Consider the following 21,022-nt stretch of genomic DNA (forward strand, 5'->3'; position numbering starts at 1 on the left):
ATTTAAATTAAAAAGTGCTAATATAGGCTTTTAACCAGGAGCTTTCGGAGAAAATAAATTTAGCTGTTATCTTTAGAAGTTAAGGGGAGGAGGAAGGCTCCTGAGGCAATAAAACCGACATTCTTCAGACAATGCATTACACGGCTACCCAACAGAAAAAGCGAACAAATTTATTTTTGGTGCTGAGCGGAATTTTTATTTCGAATGCGCTGCTGGCCGAACTCATCGGGGTGAAAATATTTTCGGGGGAGGCGGTGTTTGGCCTTCCCGGGGCGCAACTCAACATCCTGGGCAACAAACTGGATTTTAACCTGACGGCAGGCGTTATCATCTGGCCGGTGGTTTTTATCACGACCGACATCATAAACGAGTACTTTGGGAAAGAAGGCGTGAAGAAAGTAAGTCTCCTGACGGTGGCGCTCATCCTGTATGCTTTCCTGGTGATTACCATCGTAACCGGTCTGCCGCCTGCGCAGTTCTGGCTGGAAGTGAACAGCACCGACACACAGGGCAACCCCTTCAACATTGATTTTGCCTTTAACAGCATCTACCGCCAGGGCCTGGGCATCATCATCGGTTCCGTGACGGCCTTTCTTATCTCGCAGTTCCTGGACGCAACGGTTTTTCACTGGCTCCGCCGCTTTACCGGCAGCCGGAAAATCTGGCTTCGTGCCACCGGTTCCACGCTGGTGTCGCAGCTCATCGACAGCCTGGTGGTGCTTTTTATTGCATTCTACTTCTTTGGCAACTGGTCGCTGAAGCAGGTGCTGTCGGTGGCCGCCATCAATTACCTCTACAAGTTTTTTGTCGCCATTGTGCTTACGCCGTTGCTGTACCTGGCCCATTACCTGATCGATAACTACCTGGGGGCAAGAGAAGCCGAAAAGCTGGTAGAAGAGGCGGCAGTGGAGAGTGAAGTGTAAATTCCGGCAAACTTGAAGCCCGCTCCAAAACACCGGAAACAGGAGGAGCCGAAACAGAATAAAGGGTTGGATTTCCTTTCGAGCCCGATTTTCATTTAATTTGCGGGCATAACTAATTTAACACAAACTATGGCACGTTACCTTACAGGTATACAAAGCACCGGCAGACCGCACCTGGGCAACCTGCTGGGGGCAATTATTCCCGCCATCGAGCTTTCTGAGACATCAGGAGATGAAGCTTTGTTTTTTATTGCGGACCTGCACTCGCTTACCACCGTTCGCGACGCGGCAGAACTGCGCTACAACACCTATTCGGTAGCAGCAGCCTGGCTGGCCTTCGGGTTCGATACTGATAAACATATTTTCTACCGCCAGTCGGATGTGCCGATGGTGACGGAACTGGCCTGGTACCTGAACTGCTTCGCGCCGTTCCCGATGCTGGCCAACGCTCACTCGTTTAAAGATAAATCCAGCAGGCGCGGCTTGTCCGATGTAAACGCCGGTTTGTTTACCTACCCGGTTTTAATGGCGGCCGACATCCTGCTATACGATGCCAATTTTATTCCGGTAGGCAAAGACCAGATTCAGCACCTGGAAATTACCCGCGACATTGCCAGCTCATTTAACCACCAGTACGGCGAAACGTTTGTGCTGCCGGAAGCCAGAACAAACGAAGCCGTGATGACCGTACCGGGGCTGAACGGCGAGAAAATGAGCAAGTCGTATGGCAACATCATCGATATTTTTGTGCCGGAGAAGGAGCTGAAGAAAACGGTGAAAAGTATCATTACCGACAGCACACCCCTGGAAGAACCCAAAGACCCGGACAGCGATACCGTCTATAAACTCTTCTCGTTGCTGGCTACGCCCGAAGATACGGAAGTAATGCGCCAGAACTACCTGAGTGGCGGCTATGGCTACGGGCATGCCAAGCAGGCCCTGTTTGAACTGATCATCCGGAAGTATGCCAGAGAGCGCGAACTCTTTAATTACTACATGAACAACCTGCCGGAAATCGACAAAAAGTTACACGAAGGCGCAGAAAAAGCAAAAGCCATTGCAGGTCCTGTGCTGCAGCGGGTACGGCAGAAACTGGGGTATTAATTCTCCTCCTATAAAAATCCGGAAAGGCAGAAAACACAGCAGTTTGTTGTGGGTTCTGCCTTTCTTGTTTTGTATCCTTTTTCCAGTTTAGCAGTCTGAAAAAGTCTGCTGCTGCAGTCACCACTCCCGCTGCTCCTTCCAAGGAACAAGCTCCTTATTCTTCACAACCAAAAACGCAAAAATCAGTTTTAGTCTATAAAATACAATGGTTGGTAGAATAGTCCGGAAACGACCGCCACAGCGTTGAACTTTGCGTAATTTTTTTGCTTATTATTGCATAAGCCGCTAACACAACGGCAAATTTAATACAGCTAAAACACAGACAACATATGTTAAATTTTCTCAAATATGTACTGGCAACCCTGCTGGGCCTGTTCATATTCTTTTTTATAGGTATTCTGATCCTGTTCGGCATCATTGCCAGTACCGCCTCGAAAGGTGAAATAGAGATTGCCGAAAATTCGGTGCTGGAACTGAAGCTCAATAAACCTATAGCCGAGCGGGATCCGCAGGGACCTTTTAATGAACTTGGGTTTTCGTTTGCCGGCTTTTCCGGTACCGATGGCCTGGACCAGATAAAAGCATCTATCCGCAAAGCTGCCAAAGACGATAACATCAAGGGTATTTTTCTGAACATGACCGTAGTGGATGCCGGTATGGCCAAACTCGAAGAAATCCGGAACGAGCTGATCGAATTCAAAAAGTCCGGTAAGTTCATTGTTTCGTATGGCGACATAACTTCCGAGAAAGCCTATTACCTGGCTTCGGTAGCAGATAAAATCTACCTGAACCCGATGGGCACGCTGGAGTTTAACGGCATCAGCTCCGAAGTTTTCTTCTTTAAAGGCACCCTGGAAAAGCTCGATATTAAACCTCAGATCTTTAAAGTAGGTGAATTTAAAAGCGCCGTAGAGCCTTTTATCCTCGAAGAAATGAGCGAGGCCAACCGTACCCAAATGACATCCTTCCTGAATTCCATCAATGATTTCCAGCTGCAGAACATTGCCAAGGCGAGGGGGAAAACATACGAAGAGCTGAAAAACATTTCGGAAAACATGCTCGTGCACAATGCCGAAGACGCTAAAAAGTTTGGCCTGATTACCGATGTAGCCTATTATTCGGATGCCATCGCTTACCTGAAGGAGCAGGCCGGTGTGGAGGAAAAAGAAAAACTTGGACTCGTGAAGCTGAGCGAATATAAAAATGCGGTTCTCGAAGAAGACGAGGAAGATGAAGGAAGCTCTAAAAACAGGATTGCCATCATTTATGCAGATGGTGACATCGTGGACGGCGAGGGCAAAGACGACAACGTAGGCAGCCTTCGTTTTGCCGATGCCCTCCGGCAGGCCCGCACCGACGAGCGTATCAAAGCCGTTGTGCTCCGGATCAACTCACCGGGCGGAAGCGCCCTGGCTTCGGATGTGATGTGGAACGAGATTCAGCTGACCAAAAAAGAAAAGCCTGTCATTGCTTCCATGTCGGATGTAGCGGCGTCAGGAGGCTATTACCTGGCCATGGGCTGTGATACGATTGTGGCGCACCCCAACACCATTACCGGCAGCATTGGGGTGTTTGGCATTGTGCCGAACCTGCAAGGCTTTTTCAATAACAAGCTCGGCATTACCGTAGACCGCGTAACCACCGGTAAGTATTCGGATGTGCCTACCGTCAGCCGCCCAATGACTGATTTTGAAAAGCAGGTGGTGCAGCGCGAGATCGATAAAATTTACGAAGAGTTTACCCGCAAAGCGGCAGAGGGCCGGGGCATGACGCAGGAGCAGCTCAAGCAGTTTGCATCCGGACGCGTGTGGTCGGGCATAGAAGCGCAGAAGCGCAACCTGGTGGATGTATACGGCGGCATGGAGAAAGCCATTGAAATAGCGGCTGCCAAAGCCGGCATAGCAGACGATTACAAGTTACGTGAACTGCCACGCAGAAAATCTTTCTTCGAAGAGCTGTTCGGCGATATGGGTTCGCAGGTAAGAGAACGTGCCGTGAAAGCAGAACTGGGCGAGCTTTACCCCATGTACAAAATGTATAAAAAAGTCCAAAGCCTGCAGGGCATACAGGCACGTTTGCCATACGAGATCAGCATTCAATAATAAGTTGAAAAATCAGTTGTGTAATTGGATTGAGTAGTAGCAGCACTGCCCGCGGTATTTCACCCGCGGGCAGTGCTGTTTTCCGTCGAAAGCCATCCTTTTGTCATCCTGTTAAGGATCTTGTGGGCGAGCTGCACTCAGGCCTGCTAAAGGCTTTTTTGTAGCGTATGGACCTTTTTACTCCTTGGTATTACGCATTAATTTACCCCTTCCATACTCGGCGATATACCACTCTGTTGCTTAAGTTCTTCAGCTGCTTCGGGAGCACAACCACCAGCGGTTTGGGAAAAAGAAACGGCAGAAAGGGTGGTGCCTGTGGTAGAATGAGTTGGTTCGTCCGCTGCATCTTTTTAATTTGCGCACCAGCATGCGCTTCATCAGCACATCAGCACATCAAACAATTAGCACATTAACAACATGATCGAGCAACTAAAAGAAACTACCGCTTTCCTCAAACAACACACTGCAGACTTTGTACCTGAATTCGGGATTATCCTGGGGACAGGCCTGGGGGACCTGGTAAACGAGTTGGAGGTGCAGTTTACCCTTTCTTACGACACTATTCCGAACTTTCCCATAGCCACTGTAGAAAGCCACAACGGCCGGTTAATTTTTGGAATGCTTGCCGACCGGAAGGTTGTCGTGATGCAGGGGCGCTTTCATTATTACGAAGGTTACACGATGGAGCAAGTGGTGTTCCCGGTGCGGGTGATGGAGCGGATCGGCATAAAAAAACTGTTTGTATCGAACGCGGCTGGCGGCCTGAACCCCCGGTTCAACACAGGCGACCTGATGGTGTTAACCGACCACATCAACCTGCAGCCTTCCAACCCGCTTATCGGTAAAAACTACGACGAGTTGGGGCCACGCTTCCCGGATATGAGCGAGGTGTACGACGAAACCCTGGTGCGCCAGGCTATGGTGATAGCCGAAGACGAAGGATTTGAGCTGCAGGAAGGCGTGTATGTGAGTGTGCCGGGACCAATGCTCGAAACAAAGGCCGAATACCGTTACCTCACCATTATCGGAGCAGACGCGGTGGGCATGTCTACCGTGCCGGAAGTGATTGTAGCCCGCCACATGGAGCTGCCTGTTTTTGCCGTTTCCGTTATCACCGATATGTGCACACCCGACAAAATTAAAAAAGTTCTGCTGGCCGATATCCTGGATGCAGCCGCCCAGGCCGAACCCAAAATGGCCCTTCTTATCCGGGAACTCATCCGCCGGCAATAGCAGGTACAACTCTAAATTCAAAATCCCTCAGCTTGTGTTATTTTTCAACAACAGGCTGAGGGGTTTTCGTTTTCTGGTTTTTATAATGTTTTGTAGCAGGAGCAGAGGCTGTGGTGACAGCAGCAGAAAAGGAAAAAACAGCCTGCTAATCAATGATTACCGTCTTCCGGTCATACACCAGGGTAGTAAATATGCCAAACCCGCCCGTTACAGCAGACTTGACTTTGGAAGGCTGGCCAAACGGATTGCCATTTGAGTTACGGGCATTGGAAACGGAGTTGAGGAAGTCGTGATATTTCTTTTCGATGTGGTAGAGCGTCACGGTCAGGGTGTCGCCTTTTTCAAATTCGTACCCGCTGCCAAACGTAATCTGCTGCCCCTTTACCAGTGCATCATCGGTCACGATGTCCCGGTTGGTTCCCTCCTGTAGGCTGTCGCTGTGCACCAGGTAACGGTAATAGTTGGTCGTATTCGTATCGTCCTGGAACGAGGTGAGCAGGATGGCTTCGTCTTTGCTGTTGTAGCGCCACTCGATTGTGTCGATTGGCACCTGCTGGAGGAGGCTGGTGGTGCCCGTTACCCGGCGTCCCGTGCCGTCCCAGACTTCCAGCGTGTACACATCGCCCGGTTTCCCGCTCACGATTTCCGTGGAGCTGTGGGTGTAGTACTTCTGGTACTGCTCGTCAAAGGAAATTTTGAAGGGAAGTTCAATCTGCCGTCCGTTGTGCGTAATAAAAACTTTGGCATCGGGCACGACAGGTATTTGTGGCGTATCAAAATAGCTGACCGTTTCCAGCACCGACAGGCGGTAGGGCTGGCCCGGCTCCAGGTAACACTCCACTACCAGCTGCGGCTCATGCGCTGGCAACACAACTTCAATGTCCTTCTGCAGGTTACAGGCGCCCAGCAGGAGCACACTCAGCAGCTGTATGCAAAGGTATAGCTTCTTTTTCATTAGAATTTAAAGTTATAGGTAACCGAAGGAATGACAGGAAACAACGACACCTGCTTTGCCTTAAACGAAACAGGAACCTGCTGTTGCTCATCCTCTACCTCGTCGAAATACACAAAGTACGGGTTGCGCCGGTTGTAGGCATTGTACACGCTGAACGTCAGGTCCGATTCGCCCCGCTTTGGCTGCAGCTTCCAGACCAGCCCAAGGTCCAGGCGGTGGTAAGCGGCCATCCTAAAGCTGTTGCGGTCGGAGTAAACCGGCACCACTTCCAGGTCGCGCCCCTCCACATCCTGAAACGGAAACCGGGCCAGGGGCAGCGAAAAAGCATTGCCGCTGCCGTACACAAAGGCGCCCGTCAGGCTGATGCGTTCTTTTAGTTTGTGCAGCAGCACTATGCTGAGGTCGTGGCGGCGGTCGTAGCGTGTCGGGAACCAGTTGCCATCGTTGATGTCTTCCTGTCCGTTGCGCCCGTCGAATTTCCGGAAGGTCCAGGAGAGGGTGTAGCCAATCCAGCCGGTGGTGCGTCCTTTTATTTTCTCGAAGTAAATCTCGTTTCCGTAGCTGCGGCCTTTGCCAAACAGGAAGTCCTGCTCCAGGTTATCGTTTACAAACAGGTTGGCGCCATCACGGAAGTCGATCTGGTTGTGCATCCATTTGTAGTACAGCTCGTTGGTGAGCAGGAACTTGCCATCCGCCAGCAGCTTGCTGATGCCCAACGCTGCCTGCTGCGACCGCTGCGGCGCTACAAACTGGTTGGAAGGGTACCAGACATCGGTGGGGAGGGTGGCGCCAGAGTTGGTAGCCAGGTGGATGTACTGGCGCATGCCGGCGTAGCTGCCTTTGAGCGAGAGGCTTTCGGAGAGCTTATATTTTGCCGAAAACCGTGGTTCCAACCCGGTATACGTTTTGCCGCCGCTGCTGAAGCCGGAAAACCGCAAGCCGTAGTTAACCGACAGCTGCGGGTTTACTTCAAAATCGTCGCCGGCATAAAGCCCGAATTCGGTTGCTTCATAGTCGGAGCCGGCTTCGATGGCCAGGCTGTTGTCCTGGCTGTTGAAGTTGAGGTTGCCGATGGTAAACTGGTGGCGTGTGCCCATGGCCCCGAACTTTACGCTGTGCCCGCCGTCCAGCAGCAGGTCGAAATCCGTTTTCAGACCGACATCGTTTATTTCGGAGGTAAGTTTAAAAGTAAATACATCGATGTTGTTGGAGATGGTATACTGGTAGCCGGTGCCGGAGAGCGTGGTGGTGGCAAAAAGGTTGGGACTCAGTTTGCGCCGCCAGCTCAGGGCGCCCATTTTATTTCCCCAGTTAAAGCCTGCGCTGAAACCTGCATCTTTAAAGGTAAAGAAATCGCGGCCGAAATAGCCGCTGAAAGAAAGCTCGTCGGTATTGGAAAGCCTGTAATTCAGCTTGGCGTTGAGGTCGTAGAAATAATAATCCGGAATGGGACTGTAGTCTTTGTTGTCTTCATTCAGGCGGTTGATCTGCCTTGTAAACACATCGAAGTAGGTGCGGCGGCCCGAAACCAGGAAGGTGGCTTTGTCTTTTACGATGGGGCCATCCAGGGTTAAGCGCGACGAAATGAGGCCCAGGCCACCGGTAGCCTGGATTTTCTCGTTGTTTCCTTCGCGCTGCGTTACATCTACCACCGACGAAAGCTTTCCGCCAAACTGGGCAGGGAATCCGCCTTTGTACAGCTCCACCTGGTGCACCGCATCGGGGTTGAACACACTGAAAAAACCGAACAGGTGCGACGCATTGTAAATAATGGCATCGTCTAACAGGACCAGGTTCTGGTCGGGGCCGCCACCGCGCACGTACAGGCCCGAGGAGCCTTCGCCACCCGACTGCACCCCCGGCTTCAGTTGCAGCGTTTTGATCAGGTCTACCTCACCGAACAGGGCGGGCAGTAACTTGGCCTCACGCGAAGTCAGCACATCCACGCTCATCTGGGTGGAGTTGAATTTTTGCTTCAGCGTATTTGCTTCCACCACCACCTCCTGCAACTGACTGCTGGCAGGCTCCAGGCTGAAACTGACCGTCTGGCTGTTCTCTGTAACCCTGATCGAGCGGGTGGCTGTCTGGTAGCCGACAAAGGTAACCTGCACGGTATGGCTGCCAACCGGCAGGGGCAGCGTGTAAAAGCCTTTGCTGTCGGTGTTGGCGCCAAGGCCCAGGGCCGGTACAGCCACTGTTGCACCAGGCAACACACCGTTACCGTCAGCAGCACGTACGTAACCACTGATTTTCCCGGTTTGCTGTGCAAAAAGGGGCGGGGAGGCAGTCAGTGAAAAAAACAGGAGTAGCAGCGTTAGCTGTAAAAAAGAGGGGCGCATGTAGCTTGAGTTGAAAATATGTTGGTTGGGATAAGTTGTGTTAAATTAACTGGTAAACTGTACACATAACTAACAGCAACGGCTGATTGTTTTGAAAGACAGCCAATAAATTTTGATAGCCCAATGGCTTGATTCATAGTTAACTGGAGGCGGAACCAAAACGAAATTGTATCCGGAGAATCAGGGTTCTGAAATAAGCGTTGCATCGCGGTTTAACCAGGCGGCACGTAAGCGGAGTTGTTGCTCCGTTGCATCGGGTGCCAGTTCGAGTAAATGGACAGACTGGCGGGGAACAGCAGTTACTTTTCCGCGGAGCTTTAGCTCTTTTAGCTTTCCTGATTTGTTTTTGCGCCCGACGGTAAACTCGATTTTGCTGCCCGGCGTTAACGCCTGCAGGTCTTCTCCGATTATTTCACGAATGTTTCCGGGGGTTATTTCTTTTCCGTTCATAGCCAGCAGCTGGTCGCCGGGCTGGAAACCGATTTGCTCACCGAATTCATCCAGTTCGCCCATATCTGACACCGTGATGTGATCTGTCTCCTTATCGTAACCGGGAATAAAACCGCCGTAGGAGTTTACCATTTGCGTAGATACGGGCTCGTACACGATACCCACTTTATGAAACGTTTCCTCCAGGGGCAGCGGCTCAGAGCCTTCAACATAGCGTGCAAAGAACTCACGGATTTCAGGAAAGGTGAGGTCGGTAATTTTATCAAACAGCTCCTCATCCCGGAAAGGCACATCTTTGCCATAGGTTCTGGCCAGGTCCTGCATCAGGTTCCGAAGACCGTATTTCCCGTCCGACAATTCCCGGAGCCGGATATCAAGTGTCAACCCGATTAAGGCGCCTTTCTGGTACACGTTGCCGTACTCGTCTTTGTACTCCTCGAGCACGCGGGCACTCATTTCGGTAAAGGGGAGGGTGTCGTTAAAGTTTTGGGAAGCGTAGATATACTGGCGCACCTTATCCAGGTACTCCTCCACCGATATCAGCTTTTCGTACACCTGCACATGCGAGGCAAAATATTCCGTTACGCCCTCGTACAGCCAGAGATGCTTCGACATTTTAGGGTTAATGTAATCGAAGTTGCCGATCTCTTCGGAATGGATGGAAAGCGGCGTCACGATGTGAAAAAATTCATGGGCCGCCACATCGCGGATGGTGGAGCTGAACATGGCCGCCGGCATTTCGGGCAGGTAATAAACCGAGGAGTAGGAGTGCTCCAAAGCACCGAATGAACCTGATTTTCCGGGCCGCTCGGGCACATAAATCAGGAAAGCGTACTTCTCGACAGGCAGTGTGCCGCCCAGGTAGCTGCGCTGTGCCTCCAGGATGTCCTTCACGTTTGTGGCGATGGGTTTGGATGTAACACGCCCGGATGGTGAATACACCGATACCAGCACCTCGGTATTGCCCAGGTTGAGTACAGTGGTGTCGGGTTTGTTGTACATGAGCGGGTTATCTGCCAGTTCCATATAGCTGTCGAGCCGGTAGGTATCGGCAGTGGCTGTGGTGGCTGTAGCTTTGAGGGGCGTAGAGCCGTAAAAGCCGTCGGGTTTGGTAACGTTGAGCACATACGGCACCTGCTTCAGGTTATCGAAGTAGCCGACAAACCCGAATGTGTTGAGCAGGAAATTCTTGCTGGCTTCGATGTTGGTGCCGCCGGGTTCAAACAGCACGTCTTCCCGCTTCGGGGTATCAAAGGTATCATCCACCCAATAGGTGATTTTGTGCAGGGCTGTGGCTTTTTTTATCTTCCAGCGGTTGGTGTCGAGTTTCTGTACTTCCAGCAGCTTTCCGCTTTTATCATAGGCCTTCAGTTCCGTAACAAATTTGCCGAAGTCGGAGATGGAGTAGGTGCCCGGCACAATCTTGGGCATGTTATAGATAATTTCGTTTTGCTGGATCGGGGGCGGCAGCAGCGTTACCATAACCTTGTCGTTTTTTACCTGCGTCAGGTCGATGGTGACATTATAGGGAAGTGCTGTGCCGGGTTGTTCCTGCTGGTCCTGCGCCAAACCCGTGTAACCAAGGAGCAGGCAAAGGCCAAACAGGAGGAACGTATTTTTTAGCATCATGTACATGAAGTTAAGCGATGATGCTAAGTTAACGTAGCGCGGCTTTATTTAGATTAACAAGTGCAGTGTTTTAGACCAAAACGCCAATAACATCTACCAACGCCCGGGCCTGAAACCTTGCTGCACCTGCCACCACAGCCACTGCTCCGGATTTTGAAGGACTGTGCTGGCTGGCTCGTATTATTTTGTCAGCTAATCTGATTTGCGATTTAGCATTTTCATCTACAGCAGCGACACCCGTTTCACCACCTTCCCCCGCTCTGTCTGGACGATCACCGTATAAACACCCGCTTCTTTCTCCCGCAGGTCCACCTCCAGCTTTTCTGCCTGTCCTGCGCTTAGCTGCTGCTGGTGTACCAGCCTGCCGGTAGCATCGAATACCTGCACCCCCTGCACCTCAAAGTCAGCTTTGATAAAGTCCACCGTAAACCTGCCGGGGCTTGGGTTGGGATAGAGTTCGATGGCCTGCTGTGGTGTGAGCGCTTCTACGGTAAACGCTGCTTCGGCACGACCGCCACTGCCTGCTACCACTATCTTGCCTGTTGCGGCTCCTTTCGGCACCCGCACCTTCAGCAATTTATCTGTTGCACCTGTCACCACAGCCACTGTACCTGCAAAACTCACCGTATCCTGCTTGCCCAGCACCAGGAAATATTCCCCACGAAGTTCTACTACGGTGCCCACACTGGCGCTGGGCGGATGCACAGCTGTTAGAAGGGGCGCAGGGATGATTTCAAAAGTTTTGGAGGCAGTGCCGCCGGGTGTAGTGACGCTTACTATGCCTGTTCTGGCGCCCTCCGGTACCCGTACCTGCAGTGCCTGCTCACTTGCCTGCAGCACCTCTGCCTGCAGGTTACCAAAGCGAACTTTGTTTCGGATTACTTCCGGTGCAAAGTTCTGCCCGTGCAGCATTACCTTTCCGCCCACGCGCTCCATCTCTTTATCGAAAGAAGTGATAGCAGGATTATTCCAGACCCTGTAATTGCTATTGCTCTCCGTGCTGCCGCCTTTGCTCTGAACGGTGAAGACACCTGTAGTCGCTCCGGCTGGCACTTTGACTGTTACTGAGCCTGCACTGCTGCTGATGACCTGGCATTCTTCATTCCCCAGCAGTACCTTTTCCAGCAGCGCAGATTCCAGGTGTTCTCCCTGCAGCGTCACCTCGCTGCCGGCGATACCTTCTATCGGGCTGAAGCTGCTAACCAGCGGGGGCTGGTAAACCGTGAAGCTGGCACTGCTGCTGGTGCCGCCATGGGTGGTCACGACTTTTAGTGTTCCGGTTGTGGCGCCTGCAGGTACCCTTACTGTGAGCTTGTCTGCACCTGCCTCCACAACTTCTGCTGCCACGCCGTTGAAGTAGACCTTGTTTTCCTGCAGCTCATCAGAGAATTTAGCGCCTGTTACCACTACCTCTGCTCCAAACTTCCCTGATTCCGGCACGAAGGCTGCAATGGCAGGTGTCATGAGAATCTCGTCTATTACGATCCTATTCTCCTCCTGTATTTCCTGCGGCAGATCGTAGATGCGGTTGACCGTCACATTGGTGCGGACGGGGGAGTTGTAGTCGAAGAAGATGTCGGCAAAGTTTTCGATGGCTGTTTTCTCGGGCAGCTCTGCTTTCGGCCTGATGCTGAACTGGATGTAGCCGTGGCTGCCGGGCTCGTTGCTGGTGGAGTCGGGCAGCAGGATGTTGTTAAAAGTCCAGGTGAGCACGGGCTGTCCTTTGCCGCTCACCGAAAAGGTGTAGTTGTGGGAGGAAGTGCCCATTTGCAGTGTGCTCAGGTCCAGGTGCTCAGATAAAGTGTCAACCACCACCACCCGGTAAGCCACGTCTGTTCCGGTATTCTGGAAGCGGATCTTGTACTTGAGCGGTGTGTTGGTAGGGGTGTAGTTTTCCTCTGTCAGTCCCACAGGCGTCACCAGCTTATCATTCGGGTCGTAGGAATCGATGATGGGGAGGCATTCCTCGGCTACCTCAGCTTCTTCGTCATCGGCAGGCAGGGCGTTGACAAAGCCGGTGCTGAAGGCAATGCGGGTGGCAATAACGCGGCAGCCTTCCACGGTGGCGCTAGCCAGGAGGTTATCGCTGTTTCCATCGGGTTGGTCTGCTTCCAGGCGCAGGGTCTTGCCTTCGGCGGGAATGAGCAGCACCAGGCTGTCGCCGGCAGCCAGCTGGTAGTTTTCTTTGGCCGAAAGCTGTGCGTCCTTAAAAATGCGGTACTGTTTAGGTGTCTGCATCGCTGCCTGGCCGGTGTTCTTAATCACAAAGCGTACCTCGCCTGATCCGTAGTAGCACCTGCCGGTAACGGTGGTGGTGGCTTTGCCGGTAGCAGGCTGGTTGCCGGGCGTGATCCAGGCTTTAGTGCAGACAGTGAGGCCGCGGATGGCTTCGTTTCCGCAGATGACGGAGTCCTGGATGGTGATAGTGCCATTGGCCCCTGCTGCGAGCGTTCCTGCTTCAAAGACATAGGTACCGTCGGAGCGGCGGGTGTAGGGTTTGTCTGCTGATTTCAGGACCACATGCTCGGGCAGATGCAGGTGTACTTTAGCATTTTCGGCTGGGGCGAAGCCGGTGTTGGAGTAGCTGACGGTGGTGGTGCCGGGAAAGCAGCGGCGGCGGCTATTGGAAGAGACACTGATGGAGAGGTAGGGGACGAGCGGAGCCTTATTGGCAAAATTTATATTGCCCGTTGTACTACCCGTTGAATTAAAGAACACAGTATGTTCTCCATCCGCTGCAGGGCAAAGCTGCTCTATACTCCTTAATTTAGTTTGTTGCGTTAACACCTGCTTAACGGTAAACTTGCCTTCGCCAACCGCAATCGAATATTTCCCTGCCTTATCTGTCAGTCCATAGAAAGGGCCCGGTGACGCCTCAACCACTATTCCCTCCATTCCCTGGTTATCATCATGGAGGCAATTAGAATTAATATCATTGAAAACGGAGCCAGCAATAAGGTTTGGACTTGAAAGACCTTCTTCTTCCGAATCATCTTTAAAGCAGCTTATACTAAGCTCTGAACTAGTATGAAGACTGCCTGTCACCAAAATGCTTGAACCCGAAGCATTAACAGAAATTTTGCTTCCGATGTAAATCATGTAAGGGTGGAATGCACTTTTGGCTAACAAAGCTCCTGTAACAGGATCATACTTTTTCAGATAACCTTCCTCTGCAGTATACAGGTTATTGGCTTCATCAAAATCAATATTACTCAGATTGGCATAAGCAGGGAAATCTAATGACGTAAAATCGGAAATAAAGACTCCTGACGCATCAAACCTCTTAATCCTGATACTGTTGTTTTCCTTTACAGTTATATAAATTTGCCCCTCGCTTGAAACAGTAAAATCTATTGCCTTATTAGATTCAGGCTGGTGCAAACCATCAAATTGAAAGGCTATTCCACTATTGGTTCTAAGAGAAATATTGGCGACAAGCTTGCCTTCGGGATCGTACTTAAAGATATGGTATTTGTCTGATATATAAACATTACCGTCAAAATCCAGCGCAATACCATAAGGAGTGTTAAGTGAGGTATATGAATAAAATCCTGTATTGGAAACGGGCGCAAATTTAAACATGAATTCGCCGCGGGAATTAAATTTATGCACTGAACCCTTCGTGTTTGCCGCCAACACATACAGATTTCCATCCCGGTCGGTTTTCATATCGCGGATTCTAACAGGAATTTGCCCATCATTTTCACCACTGCCTCCGAAAACAAAAAGTGGAGTACCATTTTTATCAATTTTCTGGATAAAGTCGGATTTGCCGGCAACAAAAAAGTTACCGACAGCATCTGATTCTACCAGATAGGGAGCATCTATAAAGTCCGTATCGGCAGCTGTGTTATCGGGCCTGTTATATCCGAAGCCTGATACGAACTCGCCAGCCGGCGAAAACTTCTGCACACGGGGTTTATTACCCTCCCCCACATAAATGTTCCCGTTTGCATCTACCGCTACACTTAACCGACTACTGTCAAACTGGCCATTGCCACTTCCTTCAGTTCCAAACCTTCTTACCAGGTTTCCTTCCGCATTGTACACCCTAATTGTCTGTGCCTGTACATCCGGCACATAAACATTGCCCTGGGCATCTACAGCAATTTCGGAGTGTAAAAAAAATCCGGGAATGCTGGTTGGGACTGTAATCTGTTTTAAGAATACGCCATCTTTTGTAAACACCTGAATTCTACCGTTCATGGTGTCATTCACGTACAGGTTTCCTGCGGCATCAAGGGCGAGATCCATTGGCCGGTTAAATTCACCAATCTTAGAACCAAACTTTCCAATTACCCCGAGCAGCTTCCCCTGCTGATCGAACTTCTGAATTTGGCTTCCCCAGGTATCTGCTACATATATGATTCCTTCCTTATCCACCACCAGGCCCATAGGGCTGTAATCCAGGTTCCTGTAAATCGGATTATCAAGTTTAAATTCCAGGACAGTCTGGCCGGCAGGATTAATTTTCTGAATTTTTCCATTGGCTTCCGTTAGAACATAAATATTTCCTTCCACATCCCGACTGACACGAAATGGTCTGAGCCAGCTAATATTATCAGGTTTGATATTGTACTCATGTTTAAAGTTTCCGAATGTGTCGAATGCGCGAACGGAGAGGTTATCGGCAATGTAAAGCAAGCCATCATCTCCGACAACAATATCCTGCGCGTTGTTCAGACTTGTTCCTAAAATATAAGCAGGTTTATAGACTGGTGTCTGCGCGAATGATGCTGCTGCAAATGCGAAGCAAAATATAAAAAAGGCTATAACAGCTCTCACAGAAAACAGGTGTCTGAAAATGGTGTCTGGTGCCTGCATTGTTATTTTTCGGATATAACTTTTTGAATATTTAAATATACCTGTTAAAATGAGATATTTTTTAATTGTTCTTGCTATTTTTTTAGCTCCATTACTTTTAACAGCTAATTCGCAACAACCTAAAAGAATTATCTAAACTTTGAGAGGCATAATAATACCAAATAGTTCAAAAATTACCTTTCTTTCTATAAACTATGGTAGCTGGCCTGCGTGAGGCTCGCCCACAGGATCTTTCCAAGATGACAAGGAGTAAATGTATTTATGGAAGGCGACGAATATGATTTGGTATAAATGCTTGGCTTGTTTCGAAAAACAGGAGTGCAGCAGGTTTGGTGGCTGCTGCAGAGATTAAAAAAAACAGCCTGTACCGCACAATTAGCGATACAGGCTGCTGTTAAAATGTACTGAAGCTGTTACTTTAGCTTCAGGTCACTCATAATCTGCTGAATCTTCTCGCTCAGCTTCTGATTTACTTTATCAAAATCATCAGCCGAGGCAAGCGGCTCTTTTACGCTGAAGTAGAACTTGATCTTGGGCTCGGTGCCGGACGGACGGGCCGATACTTTGCTGCCGTCTTCGGTGAGGTACTGCAGCACGTTGGAGCTTTCCAGGTCTAGCTTGGTTTCTTCGCCGGTTTGCTGGTTTTTGCGGGTGCCGGATTTGTAGTCGCTTACCTGTACGATCTTGGAGCCGGCCAGTGTTTGCGGCGGGTTGGCGCGCATGTCCTGCATCATCTGCTGGATTTCTTCGGCGCCGCGCATGCCTTTTTTCGTGATCGATACCAGCTCTTCTTTGTAGAAATTGTACTTGGTGTACATCTCCAGCATCATGTCGAAGAGGCTCTGGCCGTTGTCTTTGGCTACGGCTGCCATTTCGGCTATCAGGGCGCAGGACGAGATGGCGTCTTTGTCGCGCACGAAGTCGCCGGCCAGGTAGCCGTAGCTTTCTTCGCCGCCGCCAATGTACTGCTCCTTGCCTTCGAGTTGCTTGATGAGTTCGGCAATGTACTTGAAGCCGGTGAGGGTTTCGTACATTTTTACGCCGTAGCTTTCGGCAATCTCTTTGATAAGGTCGGTGGTTACGATGGTTTTTACCACGAACTCTTTGCCTGTGAGTTTACCGGATTTTTGCCAGGCCAGCAGCAGGTAGTTGATGAGCAGACTGCCGGTCTGGTTACCGTTCAGCAGCACGAATTCGCCTTGGTTGTTTTTAACGGCAATGCCCACGCGGTCGGAATCGGGGTCGGTGGCGAGTACCAGGTCGGCGTCGAGTTCGGCGGCTTTTTTCAGGGCCAGCGACATGGCTTCTTTTTCTTCCGGGTTCGGGTACACCACCGTCGGGAAGTTGCCGTCCGAAATGGCCTGCTCTTCCACGATGTGCACATTCGTGAAGCCGAAGCGTTTCAGGATTTCGGGAACCAGCGTGATGCCGGTGCCGTGCAGCGGGGTGAACACGATCTTCATGTCGTGCTGGCGCTTGATGGCATCCTGCGAAATGGACAGTCCTTCTACCGCCTTCAGGTACGCTTCGTCTACTTCTTCACCAATCAGTTCGATGTTCTCTGGCTTTGCCTCAAACTTCACCTCGTCGATCGACTTGATTTTGTTTACTTCGGCAATGATGTTTTTATCGTGCGGGGCCGTTACCTGGCCGCCGTCGTTCCAGTAGGCTTTGTAGCCGTTGTATTCTTTGGGGTTGTGCGAAGCCGTAATCACAACACCGCTCTGGCAGCCCAGGTGGCGGATGGCAAATGAAAGCTCCGGCGTAGGGCGCAGCTCCTTGAAGAGGTAAACTTTGATGCCGTTGGCCGAGAAGATGTCAGCGGCTATGCGGGCGAAAACATCGGAGTTGTTGCGGCTGTCGTGGGCAATGGCCACTTTCACCTGCTGGTCCGGGAAGTTCTGCTTCAGGTAATTGCTCAGGCCCTGGGTTGCCATGCCCAGCGTGTAGCGGTTCATGCGGTTGCTGCCAACGCCCATAATGCCACGCAGACCGCCCGTTCCAAATTCCAGGTCCTGGTAAAAAGCATCGGCCAGGGCATCATGCTGGTTGTTGTCGAGCAGTTGCTGTATTTCTTTTTTAGTGGCTTCGTCGTAATTGCCGTTAAGCCAGGCATCTACTTTCTGGCGGATAGCTGTTTCCATACGTTAATTTTTATATCTTGAATTGTAAATTAGTTGCCGGTCACTGCGCTTCAGGCAGCACTTCTTCTGGCTTACATTATGCCGGAAGAGCGGGAATAGCAGTTTTATGGGGTCAAATTAATTAAATTCTGTAGTAAATATATAGCGGATAGCATTTATTTTAACTAAAGATTGCCGCGTAGTGCCTGCTCCCGCTCAATGGCTTCGAAAAGCGCTTTAAAATTCCCTTTGCCAAACGACCTGGCACCTTTCCGCTGGATGATCTCAAAAAACAGGGTAGGACGGTCTTCTACGGGTTTGGTAAAGATCTGGAGCAGGTATCCTTCGTCGTCGCGGTCTACGAGGATGTTCTGCTCCTTCAGGGCCGGCATATCCTCGTCAATCCTGCCTACGCGGTCGAAGAGGTCGTCGTAGTAGGTGTCGGGAACGTACAGGAATTCGACACCCCGCCTGCGCAGTTCAGCCACCGTGTGCAGGATGTCGTCAGTGGCTACGGCAATATGCTGAACGCCTGCACCGCGGTAAAACTCCAGGTACTCGTCTATCTGCGACTTCTTCCGCCCCTGTGCCGGTTCGTTTATCGGGAATTTGATGTAGCCGTTGCCGTTGGAAACTACTTTCGACATAAGGGCGGTGTACTCGGTACTGATGTCTTTGTCGTCGAAGGTAACCATGAGGCAGAAGCCCATCACTTTTTCATAGAATTCCACCCATTCGTTCATCTTGCCCAACTCCACGTTGCCTACGCAATGGTCTACGTACTTCAGTCCCACGGGCGCTGTTTGAAAACCGGATTTCCGCGCCACATAGCCCGGCATAAAAGGGCCGGTGTAGTTGTGGCGCTCCACGAAGGTGTGGATGGTATCGCCGTAGGTATGGATGGAGGCGAGTTTAACTTCGCCGTGTTCGTCGGTCAGCGTAACGGGTTCCTTTGCCGGTCTGGCGCCGCGTGCCACGGTGTCGTGGAAGGATTTATAGGCATCGTCTACCCAGAGCGCCAGCACCTTTACCCCGTCGCCGTGCAGGTGCACGTGCTGTTCGATGTCGGTGTCGGGTTGGAGGGAGGTAGTGAAGACCAGTCGAACCTTGCCCTGGCTGAGCACGTAGGAGGCCCTGTCGCGGAGGCCGGTTTCGGGACCGGCGTAGGCCACCAGTTCAAAACCGAAAGCCGATTGGTAGAAATGGGCAGCCTGTTTGGCGTTGCCTACATAAAACTCGATGTGGTCGGTGCCGTTGAGCGGGAGGATATCTGCAGCCATAGCGTTGGTGGTTAGTGGTGCTGAACTAAGTAAAAATACATTTTTTCTGCTTTTGTTAAAATGAATAACGGATAAAGCAAATTATCGATTACAGAATTTGCAATTGCTGGTACATGTTCTCAACTTTGTAAAAAATCGCACAAACCATGAACGCAACAGACCTGAACAACTCCCTTATCGCCATTATCCAGAAAAAAGAAGAACTGGAGTCGCTGAACTACAACGATGAGCGCTACGACGACATTGAAGAGGAGCTGCACGACCTGGAAGACGACTTTAATGATGATTACGGTGATTACCTGGAGGAGGTGCTGGAAGATGTACATGATAAGCTGAAATCGGATACCGATGTGCTGGTGCCGTCTGCTTACCTGGCCAGCTCGCTGAACGGCGAGGGTACGAAGCCCGATGGCGAGAAGGACGGCGTTTGGGTAGAGTCGGATGAGTTCCCGGGGGTAGAGATGCGCCTGGTACTGGTCCCGAACCCGGCCCGTTTTGTGGTGGTGATCGGAAACCAGGTACGCGAGCTCTGGAAAGCTGAGTAAGAACTAACAACATTCAAGCCCTTTCCGGGCAGCTATATTACGGACGCACCCGCTTATGCTTTGGCATGGGCGGGTGCGTTTTTTATGTTCAATAGGTATTTGCAGCAGCAGCTGTGGCTGTGGTGGCAGGTGCAGCAGATTTTTTTCTTAGCTTTTGCCGTCCATGTAGGGCTGTTGGTTGACGATGAGGATTTTGTGGTGGTCAAGGAGCAGGTAAACGTTTTGTAGCAGAGGTAGTTTTTTTGTCTTCGCCCATAGCCGTTAATTAAACGTTTGTAAACAGGTATAAACGTTTAAAACGGATATGTAGGCTAACCGACTTCTGGTGATGTATTTCCACGGCTTTTTAGGCCTAACATGTGTGCAGCAGCGCCAGGTATTGTTCAGCAGCACCTGTGGTGGCAGGCGCTGTAGTATGATTTCGGGTAATGTTTAGGCAGGGAAAGGGGCTTGCAGAAAAAAGTACTGGGGAAAAAATAAGTACGGGATAAAACTGATTTTTGAATTATTTCCTTATCTTGCTGTACGGATACCACTTCGGCAAACGAGCCGGATTCCGCTGTTCCGGGGCCAAAAAAGCTACATCCGGAGCAGAAAGGAACCTACTCCGCATATAGTGCAGATAAGCGTATGTTTGTAAACCGTAGGTTTGTGGGTATTACGTTTATACTATAGTTGTACATAATTGAAAACAAATGTGGTTCAACCAGAAAATAAAACCAGAAGAAATTAAATCAAGGAATACAAAGCTCTTGCGTTCGAATGGAATTGACGTGATTGAACATCTTCCTTATCTGGATAGCCCAAGCTTTAGAGACCCCGAACAAATAGCTAAGAGAATGATGGTTCATTTAGCTATTTTTCAACTTTATCTTGAAGCTCCAAATCAAATCATAAAAAAGTGGATTGAAGACAATGAACTCTCAGACTACTTGACGAGTGATGAGAAGAGGTATCTGCAATCGAACTATCAGGATTTGCCAGAGCAGGACCAAATAGATATTTATTGGTATGTGGAAGCTATTTGGACATTTGCTTGGATAGGCGGGCTTCATAATAAATTGACTTTCAATACAGGTGTTGAAGATTCTCTTGCATCTATGACACCTAAAATCGAGAAAAATGAATCAGCAGAATCATTTATTAAGAAATTCAAGCTAAGAGGTCGCTTAGAGATTTTTGAAATGCTAGATAAATTTTACCGTGCCCATTGGTTCGCAAGAGCCAATGATTTGACGGGCAAAGAATCTGATAAAATTGATTTAGATATAATAATGGAAAGAAGAAAGGCACTTGAATATACTTGCTACAATGAGTATGAGTGGGACAGCATTTCTTTGGACACATAAAGAACAACTGTGTACAACAAGGTTCAACCTTTATGCTCGGCAATGCCTCGCCCATCGGCTGCACGAGTACCGTTGTGGCAAATTTGAAATAAGAATTTAAAAAATGAGCTACTGCAAGCGAAGGTTCAAAGCCAGTAGCAGCAGTAGCTGCTTGAGCCGAGGTTAA

The 21,022-nt window shown here is 50.1% G+C and carries 12 protein-coding genes; 6 read left to right on the forward strand and 6 right to left on the reverse strand.

The genetic code is table 11. The features are described from left to right. The first annotated feature begins 131 nt into the window (after window positions 1-131). The 4 genes from DCW36_RS20485 to DCW36_RS20500 all read left to right on the forward strand — a co-directional run bounded on the left by DCW36_RS20485 (window position 132) and on the right by DCW36_RS20500 (window position 5,362). On the forward strand, window positions 132-923 hold the full coding sequence (locus tag DCW36_RS20485; RefSeq protein ID WP_114782672.1) for a queuosine precursor transporter: 792 nt from the start codon (window positions 132-134) through the stop codon (window positions 921-923). Window positions 924-1,052: 129 nt separating this feature from the next. Next, entirely contained in the window at window positions 1,053-2,027 is a 975-nt protein-coding gene (gene trpS / locus DCW36_RS20490; protein WP_114782673.1) for a tryptophan--tRNA ligase, read from the forward strand. Between the two features lie 329 nt (window positions 2,028-2,356). Further along, a complete protein-coding gene (sppA, locus tag DCW36_RS20495) occupies window positions 2,357-4,129 on the forward strand; it encodes a signal peptide peptidase SppA (RefSeq protein ID WP_114782674.1) in 1,773 nt (590 codons plus the stop codon). Between the two features lie 417 nt (window positions 4,130-4,546). Beyond that, complete coding sequence (locus DCW36_RS20500) at window positions 4,547-5,362, forward strand: purine-nucleoside phosphorylase (RefSeq protein ID WP_114782675.1); 816 nt, start codon at window positions 4,547-4,549, stop codon at window positions 5,360-5,362. A gap of 145 nt (window positions 5,363-5,507) precedes the next feature. Here the strand turns inward: DCW36_RS20500 and DCW36_RS20505 are convergent, their stop codons facing one another. The 6 genes from DCW36_RS20505 to hppD all read right to left on the reverse strand — a co-directional run bounded on the left by DCW36_RS20505 (window position 5,508) and on the right by hppD (window position 18,962). Continuing rightward, window positions 5,508-6,317: a DUF4249 domain-containing protein gene (locus tag DCW36_RS20505; RefSeq protein ID WP_114782676.1), complete on the reverse strand. Its 810-nt coding sequence runs from the start codon at window positions 6,315-6,317 to the stop codon at window positions 5,508-5,510. Further along, entirely contained in the window at window positions 6,317-8,656 is a 2,340-nt protein-coding gene (locus DCW36_RS20510; RefSeq protein ID WP_114782677.1) for a TonB-dependent receptor, read from the reverse strand. Before DCW36_RS20510 ends, DCW36_RS20505 begins: the two co-directional genes overlap by 1 nt. A gap of 180 nt (window positions 8,657-8,836) precedes the next feature. Further along, complete coding sequence (locus tag DCW36_RS20515) at window positions 8,837-10,735, reverse strand: M61 family metallopeptidase (RefSeq protein WP_114782685.1); 1,899 nt, start codon at window positions 10,733-10,735, stop codon at window positions 8,837-8,839. 222 nt (window positions 10,736-10,957) lie between these two features. After that, the gene (locus DCW36_RS20520) at window positions 10,958-15,520 is read right to left on the reverse strand and encodes a DUF7619 domain-containing protein (RefSeq protein ID WP_164891203.1); all 4,563 of its coding nucleotides are present in this window, start codon (window positions 15,518-15,520) and stop codon (window positions 10,958-10,960) included. Between the two features lie 452 nt (window positions 15,521-15,972). Beyond that, a complete protein-coding gene (locus DCW36_RS20525; protein WP_114782679.1) occupies window positions 15,973-17,703 on the reverse strand; it encodes a phospho-sugar mutase in 1,731 nt (576 codons plus the stop codon). A gap of 164 nt (window positions 17,704-17,867) precedes the next feature. Further along, window positions 17,868-18,962 carry a 4-hydroxyphenylpyruvate dioxygenase gene (hppD, locus tag DCW36_RS20530; protein ID WP_114782680.1) on the reverse strand — a complete coding sequence of 365 codons (1,095 nt, stop codon included), beginning with the start codon at window positions 18,960-18,962 and terminating at the stop codon, window positions 17,868-17,870. A gap of 146 nt (window positions 18,963-19,108) precedes the next feature. Between hppD and DCW36_RS20535 the strand changes: the two genes are divergently transcribed. Both DCW36_RS20535 and DCW36_RS20540 read left to right on the forward strand, forming a co-directional pair. Beyond that, window positions 19,109-19,507, forward strand: coding sequence for a hypothetical protein (locus DCW36_RS20535; RefSeq protein WP_114782681.1), 399 nt, complete (start codon window positions 19,109-19,111; stop codon window positions 19,505-19,507). 695 nt (window positions 19,508-20,202) lie between these two features. Continuing rightward, window positions 20,203-20,856: a DUF4272 domain-containing protein gene (locus DCW36_RS20540; RefSeq protein WP_114782682.1), complete on the forward strand. Its 654-nt coding sequence runs from the start codon at window positions 20,203-20,205 to the stop codon at window positions 20,854-20,856. Window positions 20,857-21,022 lie beyond the last annotated feature (166 nt).

The organism is Botryobacter ruber (assembly GCF_003347595.2).
In the GTDB taxonomy this organism is placed as follows: Bacteria; Bacteroidota; Bacteroidia; order Cytophagales; family Hymenobacteraceae; genus Pontibacter; species Pontibacter ruber_A.

Coding starts and splice junctions, on each gene's coding strand:
- DCW36_RS20535 (WP_114782681.1), top strand. CDS start 19,109: ATGAACGCAACAGACCTGAACAACTCCCTTATCGCCATTATCCAGAAA.
- DCW36_RS20515 (WP_114782685.1), bottom strand. CDS start 10,735: ATGATGCTAAAAAATACGTTCCTCCTGTTTGGCCTTTGCCTGCTCCTT.
- DCW36_RS20505 (WP_114782676.1), bottom strand. CDS start 6,317: ATGAAAAAGAAGCTATACCTTTGCATACAGCTGCTGAGTGTGCTCCTG.
- sppA (WP_114782674.1), top strand. CDS start 2,357: ATGTTAAATTTTCTCAAATATGTACTGGCAACCCTGCTGGGCCTGTTC.
- DCW36_RS20510 (WP_114782677.1), bottom strand. CDS start 8,656: ATGCGCCCCTCTTTTTTACAGCTAACGCTGCTACTCCTGTTTTTTTCA.
- DCW36_RS20525 (WP_114782679.1), bottom strand. CDS start 17,703: ATGGAAACAGCTATCCGCCAGAAAGTAGATGCCTGGCTTAACGGCAAT.
- hppD (WP_114782680.1), bottom strand. CDS start 18,962: ATGGCTGCAGATATCCTCCCGCTCAACGGCACCGACCACATCGAGTTT.
- DCW36_RS20540 (WP_114782682.1), top strand. CDS start 20,203: ATGTGGTTCAACCAGAAAATAAAACCAGAAGAAATTAAATCAAGGAAT.
- DCW36_RS20500 (WP_114782675.1), top strand. CDS start 4,547: ATGATCGAGCAACTAAAAGAAACTACCGCTTTCCTCAAACAACACACT.
- trpS (WP_114782673.1), top strand. CDS start 1,053: ATGGCACGTTACCTTACAGGTATACAAAGCACCGGCAGACCGCACCTG.
- DCW36_RS20485 (WP_114782672.1), top strand. CDS start 132: ATGCATTACACGGCTACCCAACAGAAAAAGCGAACAAATTTATTTTTG.